17 protein-coding genes are annotated in these 20,468 nt (G+C 44.8%); 6 read left to right on the top strand and 11 right to left on the bottom strand.

Annotation, left to right across the window (positions count from 1 at the left end; translation table 11 throughout):
• Nucleotides 1–48: 48 nt before the first annotated feature.
• Nucleotides 49–318, bottom strand: coding sequence for a hypothetical protein (locus AC3CKG_RS05380; RefSeq protein WP_004734567.1), 270 nt, complete (start codon nt 316–318; stop codon nt 49–51).
• Between the two features lie 203 nt (nt 319–521).
• On the opposite strand from AC3CKG_RS05380, the gene mnmA reads away from it, so the two are divergent.
• The 3 genes from mnmA to purB all read left to right on the top strand — a co-directional run bounded on the left by mnmA (nt 522) and on the right by purB (nt 3,838).
• On the top strand, nt 522–1,658 hold the full coding sequence (gene mnmA / locus AC3CKG_RS05375) for a tRNA 2-thiouridine(34) synthase MnmA (RefSeq protein ID WP_017109926.1): 1,137 nt from the start codon (nt 522–524) through the stop codon (nt 1,656–1,658).
• 48 nt (nt 1,659–1,706) lie between these two features.
• Nucleotides 1,707–2,324 carry a high frequency lysogenization protein HflD gene (hflD, locus tag AC3CKG_RS05370; RefSeq protein ID WP_004734565.1) on the top strand — a complete coding sequence of 206 codons (618 nt, stop codon included), beginning with the start codon at nt 1,707–1,709 and terminating at the stop codon, nt 2,322–2,324.
• A 143-nt stretch (nt 2,325–2,467) separates the two neighbouring features.
• Nucleotides 2,468–3,838, top strand: a complete 1,371-nt coding sequence (gene purB / locus AC3CKG_RS05365) for an adenylosuccinate lyase (RefSeq protein WP_488528937.1) — start codon at nt 2,468–2,470, stop codon at nt 3,836–3,838.
• A 262-nt stretch (nt 3,839–4,100) separates the two neighbouring features.
• Here the strand turns inward: purB and htpX are convergent, their stop codons facing one another.
• On the bottom strand, nt 4,101–4,964 hold the full coding sequence (gene htpX / locus AC3CKG_RS05360) for a protease HtpX (RefSeq protein WP_010439977.1): 864 nt from the start codon (nt 4,962–4,964) through the stop codon (nt 4,101–4,103).
• Between the two features lie 277 nt (nt 4,965–5,241).
• Here htpX and AC3CKG_RS05355 point away from each other — a divergent pair, with 277 nt between their 5' ends.
• Complete coding sequence (locus AC3CKG_RS05355) at nt 5,242–5,409, top strand: hypothetical protein (protein WP_017078977.1); 168 nt, start codon at nt 5,242–5,244, stop codon at nt 5,407–5,409.
• 114 nt (nt 5,410–5,523) lie between these two features.
• Here AC3CKG_RS05355 and bioD read toward each other — a convergent pair whose 3' ends face one another.
• Genes bioD through bioB form a run of 4 tightly spaced genes read right to left on the bottom strand, consistent with a single transcriptional unit; the run spans nt 5,524 to nt 9,210 of the window.
• On the bottom strand, nt 5,524–6,207 hold the full coding sequence (gene bioD / locus AC3CKG_RS05350; RefSeq protein WP_029223420.1) for a dethiobiotin synthase: 684 nt from the start codon (nt 6,205–6,207) through the stop codon (nt 5,524–5,526).
• Entirely contained in the window at nt 6,204–7,007 is an 804-nt protein-coding gene (bioC, locus tag AC3CKG_RS05345; RefSeq protein WP_488528936.1) for a malonyl-ACP O-methyltransferase BioC, read from the bottom strand. The genes bioD and bioC overlap by 4 nt, the downstream gene beginning before the upstream one ends.
• Nucleotides 7,008–8,171 carry an 8-amino-7-oxononanoate synthase gene (gene bioF / locus AC3CKG_RS05340; RefSeq protein WP_488528935.1) on the bottom strand — a complete coding sequence of 388 codons (1,164 nt, stop codon included), beginning with the start codon at nt 8,169–8,171 and terminating at the stop codon, nt 7,008–7,010. It lies immediately after the preceding gene.
• Nucleotides 8,158–9,210, bottom strand: coding sequence for a biotin synthase BioB (gene bioB / locus AC3CKG_RS05335; RefSeq protein ID WP_016792500.1), 1,053 nt, complete (start codon nt 9,208–9,210; stop codon nt 8,158–8,160). The genes bioF and bioB overlap by 14 nt, the downstream gene beginning before the upstream one ends.
• Before the next feature lie 160 nt (nt 9,211–9,370).
• Here bioB and bioA point away from each other — a divergent pair, with 160 nt between their 5' ends.
• Nucleotides 9,371–10,654, top strand: coding sequence for an adenosylmethionine--8-amino-7-oxononanoate transaminase (bioA, locus tag AC3CKG_RS05330; protein WP_488528934.1), 1,284 nt, complete (start codon nt 9,371–9,373; stop codon nt 10,652–10,654).
• Nucleotides 10,655–11,115: 461 nt separating this feature from the next.
• On the top strand, nt 11,116–12,783 hold the full coding sequence (locus AC3CKG_RS05325; RefSeq protein WP_488528933.1) for a response regulator: 1,668 nt from the start codon (nt 11,116–11,118) through the stop codon (nt 12,781–12,783).
• Nucleotides 12,784–12,892: 109 nt separating this feature from the next.
• Here the strand turns inward: AC3CKG_RS05325 and serS are convergent, their stop codons facing one another.
• From serS to lrp, 5 genes are all read right to left on the bottom strand, one after another.
• On the bottom strand, nt 12,893–14,200 hold the full coding sequence (serS, locus tag AC3CKG_RS05320; protein WP_004734554.1) for a serine--tRNA ligase: 1,308 nt from the start codon (nt 14,198–14,200) through the stop codon (nt 12,893–12,895).
• Nucleotides 14,201–14,342: 142 nt separating this feature from the next.
• Complete coding sequence (locus tag AC3CKG_RS05315; RefSeq protein ID WP_017098146.1) at nt 14,343–15,698, bottom strand: replication-associated recombination protein A; 1,356 nt, start codon at nt 15,696–15,698, stop codon at nt 14,343–14,345.
• 64 nt (nt 15,699–15,762) lie between these two features.
• Complete coding sequence (lolA, locus tag AC3CKG_RS05310) at nt 15,763–16,359, bottom strand: outer membrane lipoprotein periplasmic chaperone LolA (RefSeq protein WP_029223421.1); 597 nt, start codon at nt 16,357–16,359, stop codon at nt 15,763–15,765.
• A gap of 238 nt (nt 16,360–16,597) precedes the next feature.
• Nucleotides 16,598–19,717 carry a DNA translocase FtsK 4TM domain-containing protein gene (locus AC3CKG_RS05305; protein WP_488528932.1) on the bottom strand — a complete coding sequence of 1,040 codons (3,120 nt, stop codon included), beginning with the start codon at nt 19,715–19,717 and terminating at the stop codon, nt 16,598–16,600.
• 163 nt (nt 19,718–19,880) lie between these two features.
• Nucleotides 19,881–20,375 (bottom strand): leucine-responsive transcriptional regulator Lrp, encoded by a 495-nt coding sequence (gene lrp, locus AC3CKG_RS05300; RefSeq protein ID WP_004734558.1) that lies wholly within the window; start codon nt 20,373–20,375, stop codon nt 19,881–19,883.
• Nucleotides 20,376–20,468: the final 93 nt, after the last annotated feature.

The following is a 20,468-nucleotide window of genomic DNA, read 5'->3' as shown; positions in this document are numbered from 1 at the left end:
AACGCGGCAATCTTTCAAACTATAGCAAACGTTTGCTAGGCTATTTTTTTATTCGCCTTCCATAAAGCTTAAATCAGGCAGCATGCCCAAATGCTCGGCGTAACGTTTTTGATTAAACTCAGCGCCGTTTTTCATCACGTCAAATACCTCAATTGCCAATGCACATGCCATTGCAGCAATTGCCTCTTCACGAGGAGTACCTGTCATCATTAAACGCATCAGCGTCTCTTTTACTTTCACAGGTTGGCCATCTTCAAGTTGGTTCTCGATAATCTCGATCAACTGTTCTTCTTGCATAAACTCATTTTGTTCAGACATTTTTTATCTCAGGTCTTGGATTTCGAGCGACTATGCCACATATAGATCTGACATCCTAGCGAGTCTCCTCGCGTTCATGCGATTCTCTAACGAAGTCAGCGCAATATTTGTGCAAATGAAACTGTGATTCCGGTCTCGGATCTGTCACGGTGTTTCTCTTTCTGTTAGAATCTGCGACCAAGTAATAGTAACGGTGTTTAGACATGTCAGATATCAGCTCTGGAAACAGCGAAAAGAAAGTAATTGTCGGTATGTCCGGCGGTGTAGATTCGTCAGTATCGGCGTATCTTCTTCAGCAACAAGGCTATCAGGTAGAAGGCCTTTTCATGAAAAACTGGGAAGAAGACGATAACGAAGAATACTGCACGGCAGCTGAAGACCTTGCTGATGCTCAAGCGGTATGTGACAAGTTAGGTATCCACCTTCACACTATCAATTTTGCAGCAGAGTACTGGGATAATGTATTCGAGTACTTTCTTGAAGAATACAAAGCGGGTCGTACACCGAACCCAGATATCCTTTGTAACAAAGAAATCAAATTCAAAGCATTCTTAGAGTTTGCGGATGAAGTATTAGATGCAGACTACATTGCTATGGGTCATTACGTTCGTCGTACTTTCCCAACTCAAGAAGAACTAGACGCTGGCGTGAAACCAGAAATGCTACGTGGCTTAGACAGCAATAAAGACCAAAGCTATTTCCTATACACGCTAAGTTCAGATCAAGTGGCACGCAGCCTATTCCCTGTGGGTGAATTAGAGAAGCCTGAAGTGCGCCGTATTGCTGAAGAGCAAGACTTGATCACTGCGAAGAAAAAAGACTCTACCGGTATCTGCTTTATCGGTGAGCGTAAGTTCACGGAGTTCTTAGGCAAATACCTACCTGCTCAACCGGGTAATATCGAGACACCAGAAGGCCAAGTGATTGGTCAACACCAAGGCTTGATGTACCATACTTTGGGTCAACGTAAAGGTCTTCATATTGGCGGCACTAAAGGTGGCGGCGGTAACGAAGAGCCATGGTTTGTTGGTGAAAAAGATCTTAAGCGTAACGTTCTGATCGCGGTTCAAGGTAAAGACCACCCGCTTCTTAAATCAGAAGGTTTGTTCGCATCTCAGCTTCATTGGGTTAATCGCACCCCAATTACTGAAGTTATGACATGCACGGTAAAAACACGTTACCGTCAAACAGATATTCCTTGTACAATCATCCCAATTGACGATGATAACATTAAGGTTATCTTCGATGAGCCGCAAATCGCTGTAACACCAGGCCAATCGGCTGTGTTCTACCAAGATGAAGTATGTCTTGGTGGTGGTATCATCGAAAAACGCATCTAATCTAATCGAACGAACAACAAACGATAGAAAACAACTAGGAGTTACTACGTGGCTAATACACTTTATGACCGTACTATTGCTTTCGCTGGAATTTGCCAAGCTGTGGCTTTGGTTCAACAAGTAGCGAAAGACGGCCGTTGTGATAAAGATGCCTTCGAAGCTTCACTCAATGCCATTTTAAATACTAACCCAGCGAACACTGTGGGTGTATTTGGCCGTGAGGCGAACCTAAAGCTAGGCCTTGAATGCTTAGTAAAGGGTATCGACAGTACTCCTGCTGGTAGCGACATTACTCGCTACATCATCAGCTTGATGGCGCTTGAACGTAAACTATCTGCTCGCAATGACTCTATGTCACAGCTTGGCGATCGTATTCAAACCGCAGAGCGTCAAACTGAGCACTTCGATCTGTTTGATGAGCAAATGATCAGCAACCTTGCGAGCATCTACTTAGATGTAGTGAGCCCTATTGGTCCTCGTATTCAGGTTTCTGGTACGCCAGCAGTACTTCAACAGACATCGAGCCAACATAAGGTTCGTGCCCTGCTGTTATCAGGCATTCGAAGCGCTGTTTTGTGGCGTCAAGTTGGCGGCAAACGTCGCCACCTTATCTTCGGTCGCAAAAAAATGATCGAGCAGGCTCAAATCCTGCTAGCTCGCATGTAATTTATTAGCTCGCGCCTCGTCGCGAGCTTGTTTTTTGTACCAACACAATTCTCACGCAAACGATTGCGCAATATGCGTGACAATTGAGATTGTTACTGGTATAAACCTCTCAAAATTTAGAAAACTCAATTCAGGAGAACACCATGGAACTGTCAGCATTGACTGCTGTTTCACCAGTAGACGGCCGTTACGGAAGCAAGACTGTTGCATTACGCAGCATCTTTAGTGAGTTTGGCCTACTAAAGTACCGCTCTATCGTTGAAGTTCGTTGGTTACAAAAGCTTGCAGCTACAGATGCAATCAAAGAAGTACCAGCGTTCAGTGCAGAAGCTAACCAGTTTCTTGATGAACTAGCAGCTAACTTCAGTGAAGAAGATGCTCTACGTATCAAAGAGATCGAGCGCACGACTAACCACGACGTTAAAGCGGTTGAGTACTTCTTGAAAGAGAAAGTTGCTGGCGTTCCTGAACTTCACGCTGTAAACGAATTTATTCACTTTGCATGTACTTCTGAAGACATCAACAACACCTCTCACGCGCTTATGCTTAAAGAAGCTCGTGACACAGTGATTCTTCCAGAAATTCGTAACGTAATTGATGCTATCAAAGCACTTGCGAACGAGTACCGTGACATTCCATTACTGTCTCGTACACACGGTCAGCCTGCTTCTCCTTCTACTATGGGTAAAGAGATGGCTAACGTTGCGTACCGTATGGAACGTCAATACAAGCAAATCGAAAACGTTGAGATCCTAGCGAAAATCAACGGTGCTGTAGGTAACTACAACGCACACCTTTCTGCATACCCAGAAGTTGAATGGCACCAGTTCAGCGAAGAATTCATCACTGAATCTCTTGGCGTAACTTGGAACCCGTACACAACTCAAATCGAACCTCACGATTACATCGCTGAGCTGTTTGATGCTGTTGCTCGTTTCAACACTATCCTTCTAGACTTCGACCGTGACGTTTGGGGCTACATCGCTCTTGGTCACTTCAAGCAGAAGACTATTGCTGGCGAAATCGGCTCTTCTACAATGCCGCATAAAGTTAACCCAATTGACTTCGAAAACTCTGAAGGCAACCTTGGTCTAGCGAACGCAGTATTCAGCCACCTTGCACAAAAGCTTCCAGTTTCTCGCTGGCAGCGTGACCTTACTGACTCTACGGTTCTTCGTAACCTAGGTGTTGGTGTTGGCTACGCAATCATTGCATACACTTCGACTCTGAAAGGTATTAGCAAGCTTGAAGTTAACCGCGCTGCGCTACTTGCTGAGCTAGACAAAAACTGGGAAGTATTGGCTGAACCAGTACAAACAGTAATGCGTCGTTACGGCATCGAGAAGCCATACGAGAAGCTAAAAGAGCTAACTCGTGGTAAACGTGTAGATGGCGAAGGCATGCGTGCATTCATCGATGGCCTTGAGATTCCTGAAAACGAGAAAGTTCGTCTGAAAGAGATGACTCCAGCGAACTACATCGGTCAAGCTATCGAGCTAACTGACAAGCTGTAAGATTCGAATTTCGACTCACAGAATAGACTAAGGCTTCCCATGTGGAAGCCTTTTTGTTGCGTATGAACAAATGTTTCGAACAATAGTCCCTAAGTAAAACAACAGTCGTCAATCAAACCTGACTTTTCCAACTAGCCTCCCCTATTCGAATACTGCAAACCATATTAGAGAAACATCCTTAAACGCCAAGATCAAAAAAGGCCTCCCGAAGGAAGCCTTTCAAAGGTCTCTTGTCGACTAGCGACGACAGAATACGTTGCGACTACATGTTACGTAGAGACGCGATACGCTTATCTAGTGGCGGGTGGCTCATTAGTAGCTCAGTAAGAGACTTCTTACCGTTGATACCAAACGCCATCATAGAACCTTCTAGTTGTGGCTCGTGGCTCACCTTTAGACGCTCTAACGCTGCAATCATCTTCTCTTTACCTACTAGGTTTGCTGCACCTGCATCGGCATGGAATTCACGATGACGGCTGTACCACATGGTAATGAAGCTTGCTAAGAAACCGAATACCAATTCCAACACCATAGACACACCGAAGTACACCATCATGTTGCTGCCACCCTCTTCTTCATTGTCATTCGACGCAACAATGTTGGCGATGAAACGAGATAGGAAGATAACGAACGTGTTTACGACACCTTGCATTAACGTCATGGTCACCATATCACCATTCGCGATGTGGCTCACTTCATGAGCTAATACCGCTTCAGCTTCATCTCGCGTCATATTGTGCAGCAGGCCTGTTGATACCGCTACCAATGAATCGTCACGCTTAGCACCTGTCGCGAATGCGTTGATGTCTGGCGAGTCATAGATCGCCACTGTTGGCATACCAATACCAACTTGTTGAGATTGACGGCTTACCGTCTCCATCAACCAATGTTCTGTTTCGTTACGTGGGCTTTCAATGACCATGCCGCCTACAGAGCGCAGCGCCATTTTCTTTGACATCATTAATGAGATGAATGAGCCACCAAAGCCAAATACCGCAGCCATTAACAACAAGCCTGAGAGGCTTCCTGGTTGCATACCTGTAACTGCGTATACAATATTAAGAACAACACTTAGTACCAATACAACCGCAAGGTTGGTTGCAAGGAACAACATTACTCGCTTCATTACTTATCTCCGCATGAAAGCTGTTTTTATAAAACTTATTGTTATAGACAAGGCAGACAGCAATTTATTCCAACCTTGAAGACTTATACTTACTTATACATATAGTCTTAGATTAAGAAAACAAGGTTAAGCATTAAATTGCAACATTTGATTACGAGATTGTAGCTGAGTTAATCGCAGTCTATTAGACCTAAGTCGTATGGTGTCGATATAACAATCCGTTTACAGTGACCTCAGATGACTTATTGGCTAGTCCATGTACAAAAAGGGAACGATCATGGTTGAAGGTACTAACACTCAAATGGCTATCGATTTACTGTGCTGTCACCTAGGGATTACTGAAGAAGAAGCGAAAAAGCAGATTGGAATCCTAACACCGCAAACGGCACAGACAAAAATCACAGAAACACAGCAAGCACTAATGGGACTTACAAAAGAACATTAATCCCAAGCTTGCTGGATTAAAAGACCGGTTGTTCATCAACTTATGGTCAAAGGCTTAACATAGCAAAAGGGCTGCAATCGCAGCCCTTTTCTTGTTTAACGCATAACTTGAAACTTAGAGTTCAAGCAATGGCTGTACATTAATGTACTTACCAATGTTCTTAGACTTAGCTTTTGGCACGTAAGGGATCTCACCCAGTTTTGGCGCGCCTAGCTTGTCTTCCAACATCGCAATAATATCAGCATAGTGCTCAGTGCCTGGATTAATGCGGTTAGCAACCCAACCTACTAGGTTTAGACCATCTGCACGAATCGCTTCTGCGGTTAACAAAGCGTGGCTCAAACAGCCAAGCTTAATACCCACAGTCAGTACGACTGGAAGCTGCTCTTTCTTAACCCAGCTAGACAAGTATTCATCGTCTGAAACCGGAACACGCCAGCCACCAGCACCTTCAACTAAAACGATGTCTGAATTCTGTTTATGCTCTTCTAACTTTGCTGATAATACCGCTTCATCAACCACGACACCGTCATGCTTAGCTGCGATATGCGGTGATGATGGTAGTAGCAACGCGTACGGGTTAACGTCTTCGTAAGCAACATCTTGCGTCGCCGCTTCTTGAAGATGCAGCGCGTCACTGTTACGTAACCCTTCAGGGTATTGTTCACACCCTGCTGCAACTGGCTTATAACCAATTGTTGATAAATCTTGTGCGGCCAAAGCTTGAAGAATCGCTTTTGAAACCACAGTTTTTCCCACTTCGGTATCCGTACCTGCAATGAATAATGCATCAATCATAATTGAATAACCCCTAAACAAACTTGATATGTTGCTGGCAAGAAACCTTGATGGTTTTTAAACTCTCGATATTCCTGTTCAACAAGCTGCAACATACTGCGACTTGTTAAACCTTGTGAGCGACCACTTACGTGATTAGCGCCGATACCTTTAAGGTCGCGCATCAGTTCAAACGCAGTGTCGTACCAAACGGTGATTGTGGGCAAGTCTAGTTGATGAGCCGTACAGCTAGATTGCGCTAACGCAATTTTTACCTGATTGATTGTAATAAAATGGTTAACGTGTTGATGTGCGTCAATTTTGGACCACGACTTTTTCAGTTCAAACAGTGATCCATCAAGCAAAGTTGAGAAAATAACACGTCCACCAACCGCTGTAACACGCTTCATTTCTCTCAAAGGCGACGACAAGTCGTCACACCATTGCAACGCAAGGCTAGAGAAAACGATGTCAAAGTGCCCGTCTTCAAACGGTAATTGCTCGGCATCGGCTTGTTGATATAAAGAGACAGATGCACCACAGCGCTGTTTTGCTTCGTCCAACATTCCATTGGAAAGGTCAGCGCATACCACTGCAGCACCTCGCTTAACTAACTGTTCGGAGAAATACCCTGTACCACAACCTAGATCGAGCACCTTTAACCCAGAGAGGTCACTCGGTAGCTTATCCAATAGTCGGTGGCCTACATCGCGCTGAAATTCAGCGTGTTTGTCATAGGTTGTTGCTGCTTTACCGAAAGCTTCGGCAATAGCACTCTTATCTTGGCCTACGTAATTATCCACTACTGCTTCTTGTGACATTTACTGAGCCTCACTATTTAACTCTATTGCTTTAAGCAACGAGCTAGTTAACTGAAGAACCTGTTTCTGACTGTGGCTCGCCGTTAAGGTAATGCGCAAACGAGCTGTCCCTGTAGCCACGGTTGGTGGCCTGATCGCCGTTACCCAAACTTGTTTATGCTTCAACTCTTCTGCAATAGAAAGCGCGGCTTGGGCTTCGCCAATCATAAACGGCTTAATCGGAGTCTGAGTATCAATGAAACCTTTCGCGCCGCTCATTTGCTCCGCATAGAGCGCACCTAACTCCATGAGCTTATCTCGACGCCACTCTTGCGTTTGAATCATCTGACACGCATGAGACAAAGCCACCGCTTGTGAAGGTGGCATCGCCGTCGAATACACATGATGACGAGCAAACTGAGTTAAGTAATCACCCACTTCTGACGAACAAAGAATCGCGGCACCAGAAAGGCCAAATGCTTTACCAAAGGTCACCACCAAGATATCAGGTGAGATTTGTGCGGCGTTGCAGCTCCCTGCCCCTTTATCACCTAATACGCCAATACCGTGGGCATCATCAATCGCCAACCAACTGTCGTACTGATTAGTCAGGCTAGATATCTGACTGAGAGGCGCTTGATTACCATCCATGCTGAACACACCCTCAGTCACAACCAAGGATTGTGGAGTTTGACTCAATAGCGACTCTAAATGTTGCGTGTCGTTATGCTTAAAGCGTTTCATGGTTGCAGGTGACAGTATCCCCGCTTCTATCAGGGAGGCGTGGTTAAGTTTGTCTTGCAACAGAGAGTCGTCTTTTTCGAGCAGAGAAAACAATAAGGCTTGGTTCGCACTGAAACCTGAGTTAAAGAGAATGGCGCGTTCAAAGCCAAGCCATTCACACAGCTGAGCCTCTAAATTTCGATGAGCAGGACTAAAACCCGTGACCAATGGCGATGCCGCACTGCCGGCACCATATTGGGAAAGTCCGGTTTGCCATGCATCGACCAATTCAGGATCGTTTGCCAAGCCTAAATAGTCATTACTCGAAAAATTAATGAAGTTAGAACCTTCGCTAGTAAGCAAAGGGCCATTACTGTTTTCTAACACCTTAAGTTGACGAGTTAACCCTTGCTCGCGACGATGAGCAAGGGCACTTTTGATGCGAGATTTAAACAGTGGCATCGTAGAACATGTCATCTTTCGTTGGACGAGCAGCAACGCGCTCCACCACTTGATCTAACAGTTCGTTTTCTTGAATTTCATCAGGTTTCTGAGCCACTTGCTGGCTGTTGATACCTAACTTCTTAAACAGCTGCATATCCGTGTCTTCATCTGGATTTGGCGTAGTCAGTAGCTTACAGCCGTAGAAGATAGAGTTCGCGCCAGCCATGAAGCACATCGCTTGCATCTGTTCGTTCATATTCTCACGGCCTGCAGATAAACGAACCGCAGACATTGGCATCATGATACGAGCAATCGCAATCAGCTTAATGAAATCGAAAGACTCAACATCATCGACGTTTTCCATCGGTGTGCCTTTCACTTTTACGAGCATGTTGATTGGCACACTTTCAGGGTGTACTGGGAGGTTCGCTAGCTCGACAAGTAGACCCGCACGGTCATTGGTGCTTTCACCCATACCAATAATACCGCCTGAGCAAATCTTCATTCCGGCATCACGCACGTGAGATAAAGTGTCTAAACGATCTTGGTAAGTACGAGTAGTAATGATGCTGCCGTAGAACTCCGGAGAAGTATCAAGGTTGTGGTTGTAGTAATCCAGACCTGCATCCGCTAACTCGCCAGCTTGATCGGGCGTTAGCATACCTAGCGTCATACACGTTTCTAGGCCCATGCCTTTTACACCTTTAATCATATCAGTCAGGTGAGGCATATCGCGTTCTTTCGGGTTTTTCCACGCAGCGCCCATACAGAAACGAGTCGAACCCGCGTTCTTGGCTTTTTGCGCCGCATCCAAAACACGCTCTACTTCCATTAAGCGTTCTTTGTCGACATCCGTTCGGTAGTGAGCACTTTGAGGGCAGTACTTACAGTCTTCAGGACAAGCACCAGTCTTAATTGATAGAAGCGTACTCACCTGCACGTGGTTGTGCTCTTGGTACTGTCTATGAACCACTTGAGCTTCAAACATTAAATCCATAAACGGTTTTTCAAGCAGCGCTGTTACTTCAGCAACTGTCCAATCATGACGAACTTCCACGTGTCGATCCTTTTTTATTTTTTTGATATTGCATCTCCATCAATAGAGATTGCATTTATGCTTGGCTAGTCTACCGACAAGCTTTAGACTGTCAACACATTGATAATATCAAAAGTTTACATATGGTTACTTTTTAACCATACCAAGAATGGAAGTTACTATGGATCTCGCCTTTGATCGCCAGCATATCTGGCATCCCTACACATCAACGTTAACACCTCTGACCTGCTACCCAGTCACCAACGCAGACGGTGTTTACCTAGAATTAGAAGGCGGAAAACGAATTATTGATGGCATGTCATCATGGTGGTCAACCATCCATGGCTATAACCACCCAGCATTAAATGCGGCCGCTCACAGCCAAATAGACAAAGTTTCGCACGTTATGTTTGGTGGTATTACCCACCAGCCCGCTATCGATTTATGTAAGAAACTGCTGAATCTCGCGCCAAGTAATCTAGAACACGTATTTCTAGCCGATTCAGGTTCAGTAGCCGTAGAGGTTAGCCTCAAGATGGCTCTCCAATACTGGCATGCCAAAGGGCAGCCTCGTTCGAAGTTCCTCACGCTCAGAGATGGCTACCACGGTGATACCTTTGCGGCGATGTCGGTGACTGATCCAGATAACTCGATGCACAGCCTCTACAAAGGCTTTTTACCTGAGCACATTTTTGCTGATTCACCAAAAACGGGATTTTGGGATCAATGGGACGCCAACGACATCAACAGCTTTCGAGAAAAGCTGGCAACCCACCATCAAGAAGTCGCTGCGGTGATCTTAGAGCCAATCGTTCAAGGTGCTGGCGGTATGCGTATCTACCATCCTGAATTCCTGAGACAGGTTCGCTTGCTGTGTGATGAATTCAACGTCTTGCTGATCTTGGATGAGATTGCGACCGGATTTGGCCGTACAGGGAAACTTTTTGCTTGCGAACATGCCGATATTCAACCGGATATCTTATGTGTAGGTAAAGCGCTAACTGGTGGCTACATGACCCTTTCAGCAACGCTTGCGAGTAAAGAAGTTGCTGACACAGTATGTGGCGGTGAAGCGGGTTGTTTTATGCACGGGCCAACCTTTATGGGTAACCCATTAGCTTGCGCGGTAGGTGCGGCAAGCTTGTCCATCATAGAGCAAGGCGATTGGCAAAATCAGACTCAACAAATTGAGCAACTTTTCTCTGAGTTGCTACCGCCTTTGCGAGAGCATGATCTTGTCAAAGATGTTCGCTGGTTGGGAGCGATTGGCGTTGTTGAAACCCACACTCCTGTCGATATGGAAACCATCCAAGCTCACTTTGTTGAACAAGGCGTTTGGATACGTCCGTTTGGTAAGTTAATTTATATGATGCCTCCCTTCATTAGCAAACCGGAACATATCGAACAACTTGTTTCATCTATTGATAAAGCCCTCCAACAATCTGCTTGCTTCAAGCCAAGTTGATATCAATAAAACCAAATAAAAATACCGAAAACCGATAAGCCGCCTTTAGAATACTGAAGGCGGCTTATTCCAATGCTAATAATAAGGTAGCCAATAGAAACATCTTGAACCGATATTTATCTCCAATTCCATCCTGACAAACCCCATAAATAAATTTAATCCTCTCCACAAAAACATTTAGCAAAAGAGTGTTACCTATCAGGTAAATAGCCGTCATAAAATACGAACCATTTTGGTGCTGAATATTATGATGAACTTCCCCATTCGAGTTCATTCTAGAATCAAGTCAGCTAACTCAATTTCACTGAAATTAGATAAAAAATATTAGCGAGAGAAAGAATCCGATCTTAGCCAAGGCTTGTATCAACTTAGTAGAAACCGAGCGTTTCTAGTTTTTTCGATCGTGTAATACAACCCGTAATACCTGCGGAATTCACGTCAGTATATAGATTAAAGTAAGCATGAAATTATCCCAACTAAATGCACTTATCGTTGATGACTCAGCGATCGTGTTATCAACTATTCGCAATATGCTGATTCATATTGGCTTTTCAGAACGTTCGATATCGATTGCTAAATCTCCTCGTGCTGCTTTGACAATAACAAGTGACACGACTTTTGATGTCATCATTTGTGATTACAATTTTGGCGACACCATCAACGGAAAACAATTGTTTGAAGAGTTGAAACAATCCAACAGATTAAAAGATGATGGCATCTTTATCCTTGTCACAGGTGAGAACTCAGCTTTATCTATCCGCCCTATCCTGGAACTTCGTCCTGACAACTACCTATTGAAACCATTCAACCGCGAAACGTTGAAACAGCGCATTACAAGCTCATTAAAAAAGAAATCAGTGCTGCAGAATATCTACAAAGCGGAGAGAGAGAACAACTACGAGGGCGGCCTTGAATATTGTGAAGAACTGCTCCCATTCCACTCTGAATATTTTGCGACAATCCAACAATTCCGCGGAAGCTTTCTATCCAAGCTCAGGCTCTACGATGAAGCCAAGAATGTTTATGAAAAAGCGCTTGATGAAGGTAGCTTTGATTGGGCTCAAGCTGGATTAGCGAACAGTCTTGCGAATTTAGGCCAGTTCAACGAAGCACAGCGTATGATCGAAAGCTTGATTGACTCTGCGCCCACCAGCACCTTATATCGAGACCAAGCAGCTCAAGTCAACCTGATCAGCAACAAAGTCCCAACGGCCATTGCTCACTTCAAGCTAGCAAGTGAGCTCACCCCTGGAAATTCAGAGAGAGAGTTAGCGATCGCGAACCTTTGTTTATCGGTGAATGACTCTAAAACCGCGCTACGCCACTATCGGAACTATGTGCAGATCAATAGGGACACCTTTCGAGACAACCTGTATATGAAGCTAAGTCATATTCGATTTTTGCTTTATTGCGCATCTGATGGCTTCGATAAACAAGAGAACCTAGACCAAGTTAATTACTTGATTTCGAAGATCCCCACAGAGGCAAGATCACAGCTTCAGACTGACTTAGCACTTATCGCTGCCCACATCGCGATGGAAACTAAACAGTATCAAAAAGCCGTCACGATACTGACCGTATTACATGACAAAAATGACTTTGATGCATTTCCTGTGATTTACCACCATGCATGGTTGTTGGACAGAATGAGCTGCGAAAACGAATTTAAAATCGCAGAGAATCGCTGCGGTAATTCGATTGTTAAAACAGCGAACGAGATCGTTATTTCAAGTCAAATGACAATGCGGTCTGAGATGAAAAGCCGCAACGTTGAAAAGATGGAATGGCTAAAAGCGAAAAATATCTGCATAAAGCAGGCGCAATCAAACTACAAACTGGTGCTTGTCGTTTATCTAGATATTCACAAAAGATGCCCAATGATCAAGAACGTCTGTATGAACATCATCAAGCTACTCTCTGTTATTTGGCCAGATTCGATGGGGGCTAAACAAGTGATAACGATAATTCAGAAGTGCGATGAGGTGATCACGCAGCTCTATACGCTTGATGAACTCACCAAAAATAACTATCAAAACTATTACCGAAAAGCGCTATTAGCTTGTAAACAAGCCGATCTCGCATGTCAGCAAGCCGATGAAGTAAATAACGCAAGTTTTGCTTATATGTAGCTTCTGTTTTACGACGGCCATATACAAAAAAGGCTTTGCCATTACAGCAAAGCCTTTTATCTATTCTAACAAGTCAGATTAATCTAAATTTGATTAACCTAAATTGGCATTAACCGATGTGCGTTACGCCGCCCATGTATGGTTGAAGTACTGTTGGGATAGCAATACGGCCATCTGCTTCTTGGTTGTTCTCAAGAATAGCAACCATAGTACGGCCAACAGCAAGACCAGAACCGTTAAGCGTGTGCACAAGTTCAGGTTTCTTCTCGCCTTTACGACGGAAACGAGCTTGCATACGACGCGCTTGGAAATCCCACATGTTTGAACAAGAAGAGATTTCACGGTATGTCTCTTGTGCTGGAACCCAGACTTCTAGGTCGTAAGTTTTCGCAGAACCGAAGCCCATGTCACCAGTACATAGAATCACTTTACGGTAAGGAAGCTCTAGCAGTTGAAGTACTTTCTCAGCGTGACCTGTTAGCTCTTCAAGCGCTGCCATTGAGTCTTCTGGCTTAGTAATTTGTACTAATTCAACTTTGTCGAATTGGTGCATACGGATAAGACCACGAGTGTCACGACCGTAAGAACCCGCTTCAGAACGGAAACATGGCGTGTGAGCTGTCATCTTAAGTGGCAGTTCAGCTTCATCAGTAATCGTGTCACGAACCATGTTCGTTACCGGTACTTCCGCAGTAGGGATAAGCGATAGAGTCTTAAGAGGCACGTCACTTACTTGCTCAGTTAGCGGGCTTGTGTGGAACAAGTCTTCGCCGAACTTAGGAAGTTGACCAGTACCGTATAGGCTGTCGTGGTTCACTAGGTACGGTACGTACATTTCTGTGTAGCCGTGCTCATCAGTGTGAAGGTCCAGCATGAACTGAGCAATAGCACGGTGTAGACGTGCGAATTTGCCTTTCATCACGATGAAACGAGAACCCGAGATTTTAACTGCGCTAGCAAAATCAAGACCGCCAGACATTTCGCCAAGATCCACGTGATCTTTCACTTCGAAGTCGTAAGTCTTAGGTTGACCCCAACGAGAAACTTCCACGTTGTCGTCTTCATCTTTACCATCTGGCACTTCTGCATCAGGTAGGTTAGGAATCGACATTGTGATCGTTTCTAGCTCAGATTGAAGCTCAGCCAATGTTACTTTAGCTTGGTCTAGTTCTGCGCCTAAGTTGCCTACTTCTGCAAGGATACGCTCAGCTTCTTCATGGTCGCCTTTTGCTTTCGCTTGACCAATGGACTTCGATCGAGAGTTACGTAACGCTTGTAGCTCTTCAGTTTTCATCTGAAGGGACTTACGTTTTTCTTCAAGTTCACGAATTGTCTCTACATCAAGGGTGAAGCCTCGACGTGCTAATTTTGCCGCTGTTTCATCCAGCTCAGCTCGAAGTAATTTAGAATCCAGCATTGCTAATCCTATGCTTTAGTTATTTGAATATTCAGTAGATTGCTACTGAATCACTGCTAAACCCCTAAAACTGGTGCTATTTCGACCAGTTTATAACGATTTAATTGAATTTTTATGACTAGGTAACGATATCCAAAAAAGACTACTTTTCATAGCGTTTTTGTGGGCTTTTTGCGTCCAAATCCGCCAGATAATCTAGCTTCTCGCCAATTTTGGTCTCTAAGCCTCGTTTTGTTGGGAAATAGTATTGTGTTTCGCCCATTTCAGGCGGCAAATACTTTTCGCCAGCGGCGTAGGCACCTGGTTCATCATGAGCATAACGGTATTCTTGCCCGTAGCCCATGTCCTTCATCAAAGTTGTGGGTGCATTACGTAAATGATGAGGGACTTCATATTCAGGAAGATTGTGAGCATCCGTTAAGGCTTGCTTCCAAGCGGTGTAAACGGCATTACTCTTTGGTGCACACGCTAAATAGACAACCGCCTGAGCAATCGCACGCTCCCCTTCTGCTGGGCCAATACGTGTGAAGCAATCCCAAGCCGACATTGCGACCTGCATTGCTCTTGGATCAGCATTACCAATATCTTCAGAAGCAATCGCCAACAAACGTCTTACGATATACAAAGGGTCACAGCCAGCTGCAATCATTCGCGCCGACCAATACAACGCGGCATCGGGATTAGAGCCACGAATCGACTTGTGAACGGCGGAGATTAGGTCATACCAAATATCACCCTTGTTATCGAAACGAGCAACCTTCTCACCAGCTACTTCAGCTAACAACTGCAATGTGATCGCTTTCTCGCCCTTATCGTTGTCTTCTGCCATGTCATACAGCAGCTCAAGATAGTTGAGCGACATACGAGCATCACCGTTGACCAGTTCGGCAAGACGATCTAGTACGTTATCAGCGAAATCAGCTGACACATCACCCAGACCACGCTGTTTATCTTCAATGGCTTGGCGAATGACGAGGGAGATATCCTCAGTATTAAGCGAAGTCAGTTTGTAGACACGTGCACGTGATAACAAAGCGTTGTTTAACTCAAAAGAAGGGTTTTCTGTGGTCGCGCCAATAAACGTAACCGTGCCATCTTCGATATGGGGTAGAAACGCATCTTGCTGACTTTTATTAAAGCGATGGACTTCGTCCACAAATAGAATCGTTCTACGCCCTGCTTGCTTGTTCTCACGCGCTTTTTCAATGGCGATTCGAATGTCTTTTACACCCGACGTCACCGCAGATACGCGTTCTACTTCTGCATTGGCGTAATTTGCTGCCACCTCTGCCAGCGTGGTTTTACCGGTGCCCGGAGGTCCCCATAAAATCATGGAGTGGATATGGCCCGCCTCCAACGCTCTGCGAAGAGGTTTACCTGGACCTAATATATGCTGCTGACCGATGTACTGTTCAACAGTTTCAGGTCTCATACGAGCAGCAAGGGGACGAAAATCTTCGTCCCCTGCAAAATCTAAGCTGTAATTACTCAATTGCAATCTCTTGATTCGTTGATGGCATCAATGCCTATCGACTGACTACCAAACGATCTGCCAGTTTGGATCAGTTTCTTTGGTCGTCGACCTCGACACCTTCCGGCGCCACAAAAGTAAAGCGGTCTGCAGCAGGTTTACCTAAGTCAACATTGCTAAAGATAAACTCGCCTTTCTGACCGTCTTGTTCAATCACATTAAAGCCCTGAACAATGCCCTTTTCAGTAATGTTAATCTGGAAATCACCCTGATTAGAATCCACAGCCGTTGGCGTTAGCGTAAATTGGTTACCCGTTTGCGCGACGTTGTAGTTGTCCCAATCACTTTCTTGGTTACGAGTCAGTAATACAAAAGGCGTTTGTGATGTGGCTTGTTCTTGCCAGTAAATGCTCACTTGCTCAATGAACGGACTGTAGTACCACAAGCTTTGGCCGTCAGATACCAGTAGGTTTTCATCAGGGAAAGTTGTTTCCCAGCGGAATAAGCTTGGGCGTGCGATCTCTACCGTGCCTTCACCTTCCATCACAACATCACCGTCAGGACTGGTGACGACTTGTTTAAAGTCAGCGCTAAAACCTGCATTCAGCGACAAGCGGCTACTCAACTCTTCTTTCGGAGAAGCAAATACTGAGAAGCTCATAAATAAAAGTGCGAATACTTTTTTCATCAATAATCCTGTTAAATCATAATACCAATCACAGTAAGTAAGTGATCAGAAATAGCGCCGGGAAAAGGCTTGAGAACAAGGCGTAATTTTTTGATAAGTAGTTATTCTACAATAAAAAATTATAACGCAGTTATCGAGCGTTTTAACCAGCTAGGGTGACCAGTTATTTACTACGATTGGTATAAGTCGGTCATGTTTTGGTTTTGACCGACTGAATAGTTATGAGTTCCTATGGGAACTAATCTTTTGGTGGCGCTGGCGCCAAGACTTCTCGGTTACCGTTATGCCCTGGAGCACTTACAATACCTTGAGCTTCTAATTGCTCGACAATTCGTGCGGCACGGTTATAGCCAATTTTGAATCGACGTTGCACACCAGAAACCGAACCTCGGCGTGAATGAACCACGTGCTCTACGACTTGATCAAACAGAGGATCAACTTCTTCATCGCCTTCCATCTTCTCACCCGGTAATAGTGTTTCTGGGGTTTGGTCGCCGTTAGTGATCTCATCAATGTAGTTTGGCTTACCACGTGCTTTCCAGTTATTCACGACCGCGTGTACATCATCATCAGATGCAAATGCGCCGTGTACACGAGTTGTGTGGCTTGAACCCGGTGGTAAGTACAACATATCACCCATACCAAGTAGTGACTCAGCACCACCTTGGTCAAGAATGGTTCGAGAGTCTGTTTTAGTCGATACAGTAAAGGCTACACGTGTCGGGATATTGGCTTTAATAAGACCCGTAATAACATCAACCGAAGGACGTTGAGTGGCTAAGATCAAGTGGACACCAGCAGCACGTGCTTTCTGCGCCAAACGAGCAATCAATTCTTCAACTTTCTTACCCACTACCATGATTAAATCGGCGAATTCATCGACGACAACCACGATGTAAGGCAGTTTTTCCAATAATGGTGCTTCAGGGTCCATACTGTCGCCCGGCTTCCACAGTGGGTCATGAATTGGGTGACCGGCTTCCGCGGCCATCTTCAATTTGTCGTTATAACCTTTAATGTTACGAACACCGAGCGCCGACATCAGCTTGTAACGACGTTCCATTTCGCCTACACACCAACGAAGGGCGTTAGACGCATCTTTCATGTCAGTCACAACTTCAGACAAGAGATGTGGAATACCTTCATAGATAGACAATTCCAACATTTTCGGGTCAATCATGATGAAACGAACGTCTTCAGGCGATGCCTTGTAAAGCATACTCAAGATCATCACGTTCACACCCACCGACTTACCAGAACCGGTGGTGCCCGCGACAAGAACGTGTGGCATTTTCGATAGGTCAGCAATAACCGCTTCACCTGCAATGTCTTGCCCTAACACGACAGTCGTTGGTGATTTCGCCTCTTGGAACTGAGGGCTAGCAACTACATCAGAGAAGAACACCGTTTGACGACTCATGTTCGGCAGTTCTAAGCCAACATAAGGTTTACCCGGTATTACCTCTACGACACGTACTGCCAAGGCAGAAAGTGAGCGCGCTAAATCCATTGAAAGACCAGAAATGCGACTTACTTTCACACCCGGTGCGAGGTCTAGCTCAAATCGAGTGATGACAGGACCAGGGAAAATATCAACCACATCAGCTTTGATCTTGTAATCCGCTAGTTTAGATTCAACCAAACGAGCGATTGCTTCGAGCGCATCACGATCAATGAAGGTTTCACGCTTTTCAGGGTGGAACAACAATTCAAGCGTTGGCAAAGGTTCCGCTGGTTTAGGCAAGTTAACATCTTGCTGAACGAGGAACGGGTTTTGCGCTGCTGCCATGTTTGCTTGTGCTTCAGAGACAATGTTTTGGAATGCCGCTACGTCTTGGTCTGGATGTACAGGTTCTTCTTCTGTTACCTCTTCCCAAGGAAGATCAACAGCTGGTGCTTGGTTCTGCTCAGTCGTTTGCGTCAGCTCTTGTTCATAAGATGACGGTTCAAGTGGCTCTTCATCATTATCAATAGGTTCAGCGTCTAGCTCTGAATTAGGTTCAAAGCTTTCCTCTTCCGTTGTCTCGAAAGGCGTTGAGAATTCTTGTGATGTTTCTTCTATTTCACCCATTGGCGAAGCGTATAGAGATTCTGGTTGCACATCTTCATTATCGAACTCGTTATGTACTTCTGGTGAGCTCTCCATTACTGGTTCTACACTTTCAACAACCGTTTCAGTAGGATTAACAGCTGGTTGCTCATCCTGCATGTACTGCTGATACGCGATCTGAGATTCATGCGCGTCAACCTGTTCCTGCTCAGCAAGATCGTCTTCATACATAGCCGCATTTTCTAACTGCTCAATAGTCGCGTTCAACTGTTTAGAACGCTCAATACCTTCTTCTAAAGGCTCTTCTGGCGCTTGGTAAACTGGTGCAGCAGGAACCGGCTGTTGCTCAACTTGTTGAGGCTGAATCTGAGGTTGTTCTTGGACAGGAGCTTCTTGCTTAGCCGGCGCATCGACTGGCATGTGAATATTGTAATGACGCTTCGGCGATGCAGTATTGTCTAATGCATTCGCAGTATCAGAAGAGTCATTGGTCGCAGAGAAGCTCAGTGCAGGATCTAGTGGATCATGCTCTGTTGATTCTTTGTTGTCTTCGATAGCAGGGACATCGCGGTAAGTAGGCTCTTGATGCTGCTGATGACGTTCTTCGATTAAATCTCGGTCTGCCGACTCTCTTAATTGTGGCTCAAGCAACTCTTGGTCTTCACCACGCGCCCTATTAACAGCTGAGGTAAACAGCTTAATCGCACATTCACCCAACCATTCAACGATACTCAGCCAAGAAATACCCGTTAATAGAGTAAAACCAGCACCCCATAAAAAAAGAAGAACCAGCGTACTGCCAAGAACGTTAAGCGTTGGGAGCGCAAGACTTGTTAATACGTCGCCAACCACACCACCTGATGAAAAGTACCAGATATCATCAAAGTTGATATCCGCTAACCCACAACTGGTAAGAATAAGCACCGTTAAACCAAGTAAGCGAGTGCCCCACAACATGAAGTCGATTTGTTCGTCTTCATTACGCTTGCGGAACAATACCCATGCTGCAACCGTCACCAATATAGGAAGCGGGTAAGCCAGTGAACCAAACACAAAGAAAAGCGTATCCGCCAACCATGCACCTAGGTAACCACCCGCATTCTGAATGTCACCACCCCACGCCGTTTGCGACCATGATGGATCTGCAGGACTAAAAGTTAATAACGCAACGGCAAGTAGAATAGAGAAGAGAACACCCAAAATCAGGCTGCACTCTTTGAGACGTTGAGAACCATTCAAACGAGGAGACTGAGGCTCTTCACTCGTTTTAATGATTGTTTCTACTTTATTACTGCTCTGCTTGAACATAAACCAACTTAATAATTAAACGGGATAAAAACATAGCGAATGGCACGAGCCACTCGTTTTCATGAAACTACTGTTGATTTAACCATATCAAACAGAAAAACCCAATTCCAGAAAGCAAGAAAGCGGAACAAATGTCCGCTTTCTTTCATTTCACCAATTGTGATTAACGAGTTTTAATCACAAGTTGATTAGTTTGTTTCACTTCTTCCATTACAACGTAAGTACGAGTGTCGTTTACGCCAGGTAGACGCAGTAACGTATCACCGAGCAACTTACGGTAAGCACCCATGTCCGATACACGTGTTTTTAGAAGATAGTCAAAATCACCCGACACTAAATGACACTCTTGGATGTCATCCAGTTTCTGCACAGCGGTGTTGAATTGTTCGAACACATCTGGCGCACCACGGTTCAAAGTAATTTCAACAAACACTAAAAGTGAAGCATCAAGGTACTGTGGGTTCAGCAATGCTGTGTACCCAGTAATGTAACCTTGACGTTCTAAACGACGAACACGCTCAAGACATGGAGTGGGAGAAAGTCCTACTCGTTTTGAGAGTTCAACGTTTGAGATACGACCGTCTTTTTGCAACTCATTAAGAATGTTGCGGTCAATACGATCTAGTTCCTTGGACGGCTTCTTATAATTGTCTGCCATTTTTTATTCCACCTTATTACTTCCTTGCAAAAAAATATACTACAACTTTTTAATATTCGGTATCAAATTCTACCTGAACCTATCTATACTAGA

Source organism: Vibrio sp. QJM3NY_15 (assembly GCF_057785995.1).
Note: the sequence above shows the minus strand (reverse complement) of the source record. Positions and strands in the feature narration are given on the sequence as shown.

Coding starts and splice junctions, on each gene's coding strand:
- lolA (WP_029223421.1), bottom strand. CDS start 16,359: ATGAAAAAAGTATTCGCACTTTTATTTATGAGCTTCTCAGTATTTGCT.
- AC3CKG_RS05355 (WP_017078977.1), top strand. CDS start 5,242: ATGGTTGAAGGTACTAACACTCAAATGGCTATCGATTTACTGTGCTGT.
- bioD (WP_029223420.1), bottom strand. CDS start 6,207: ATGATTGATGCATTATTCATTGCAGGTACGGATACCGAAGTGGGAAAA.
- htpX (WP_010439977.1), bottom strand. CDS start 4,964: ATGAAGCGAGTAATGTTGTTCCTTGCAACCAACCTTGCGGTTGTATTG.
- AC3CKG_RS05325 (WP_488528933.1), top strand. CDS start 11,116: ATGAAATTATCCCAACTAAATGCACTTATCGTTGATGACTCAGCGATC.
- AC3CKG_RS05305 (WP_488528932.1), bottom strand. CDS start 19,717: ATGTTCAAGCAGAGCAGTAATAAAGTAGAAACAATCATTAAAACGAGT.
- lrp (WP_004734558.1), bottom strand. CDS start 20,375: ATGGCAGACAATTATAAGAAGCCGTCCAAGGAACTAGATCGTATTGAC.
- bioC (WP_488528936.1), bottom strand. CDS start 7,007: ATGTCACAAGAAGCAGTAGTGGATAATTACGTAGGCCAAGATAAGAGT.
- mnmA (WP_017109926.1), top strand. CDS start 522: ATGTCAGATATCAGCTCTGGAAACAGCGAAAAGAAAGTAATTGTCGGT.
- serS (WP_004734554.1), bottom strand. CDS start 14,200: ATGCTGGATTCTAAATTACTTCGAGCTGAGCTGGATGAAACAGCGGCA.
- bioF (WP_488528935.1), bottom strand. CDS start 8,171: ATGCCACTGTTTAAATCTCGCATCAAAAGTGCCCTTGCTCATCGTCGC.
- purB (WP_488528937.1), top strand. CDS start 2,468: ATGGAACTGTCAGCATTGACTGCTGTTTCACCAGTAGACGGCCGTTAC.
- bioA (WP_488528934.1), top strand. CDS start 9,371: ATGGATCTCGCCTTTGATCGCCAGCATATCTGGCATCCCTACACATCA.
- AC3CKG_RS05380 (WP_004734567.1), bottom strand. CDS start 318: ATGTCTGAACAAAATGAGTTTATGCAAGAAGAACAGTTGATCGAGATT.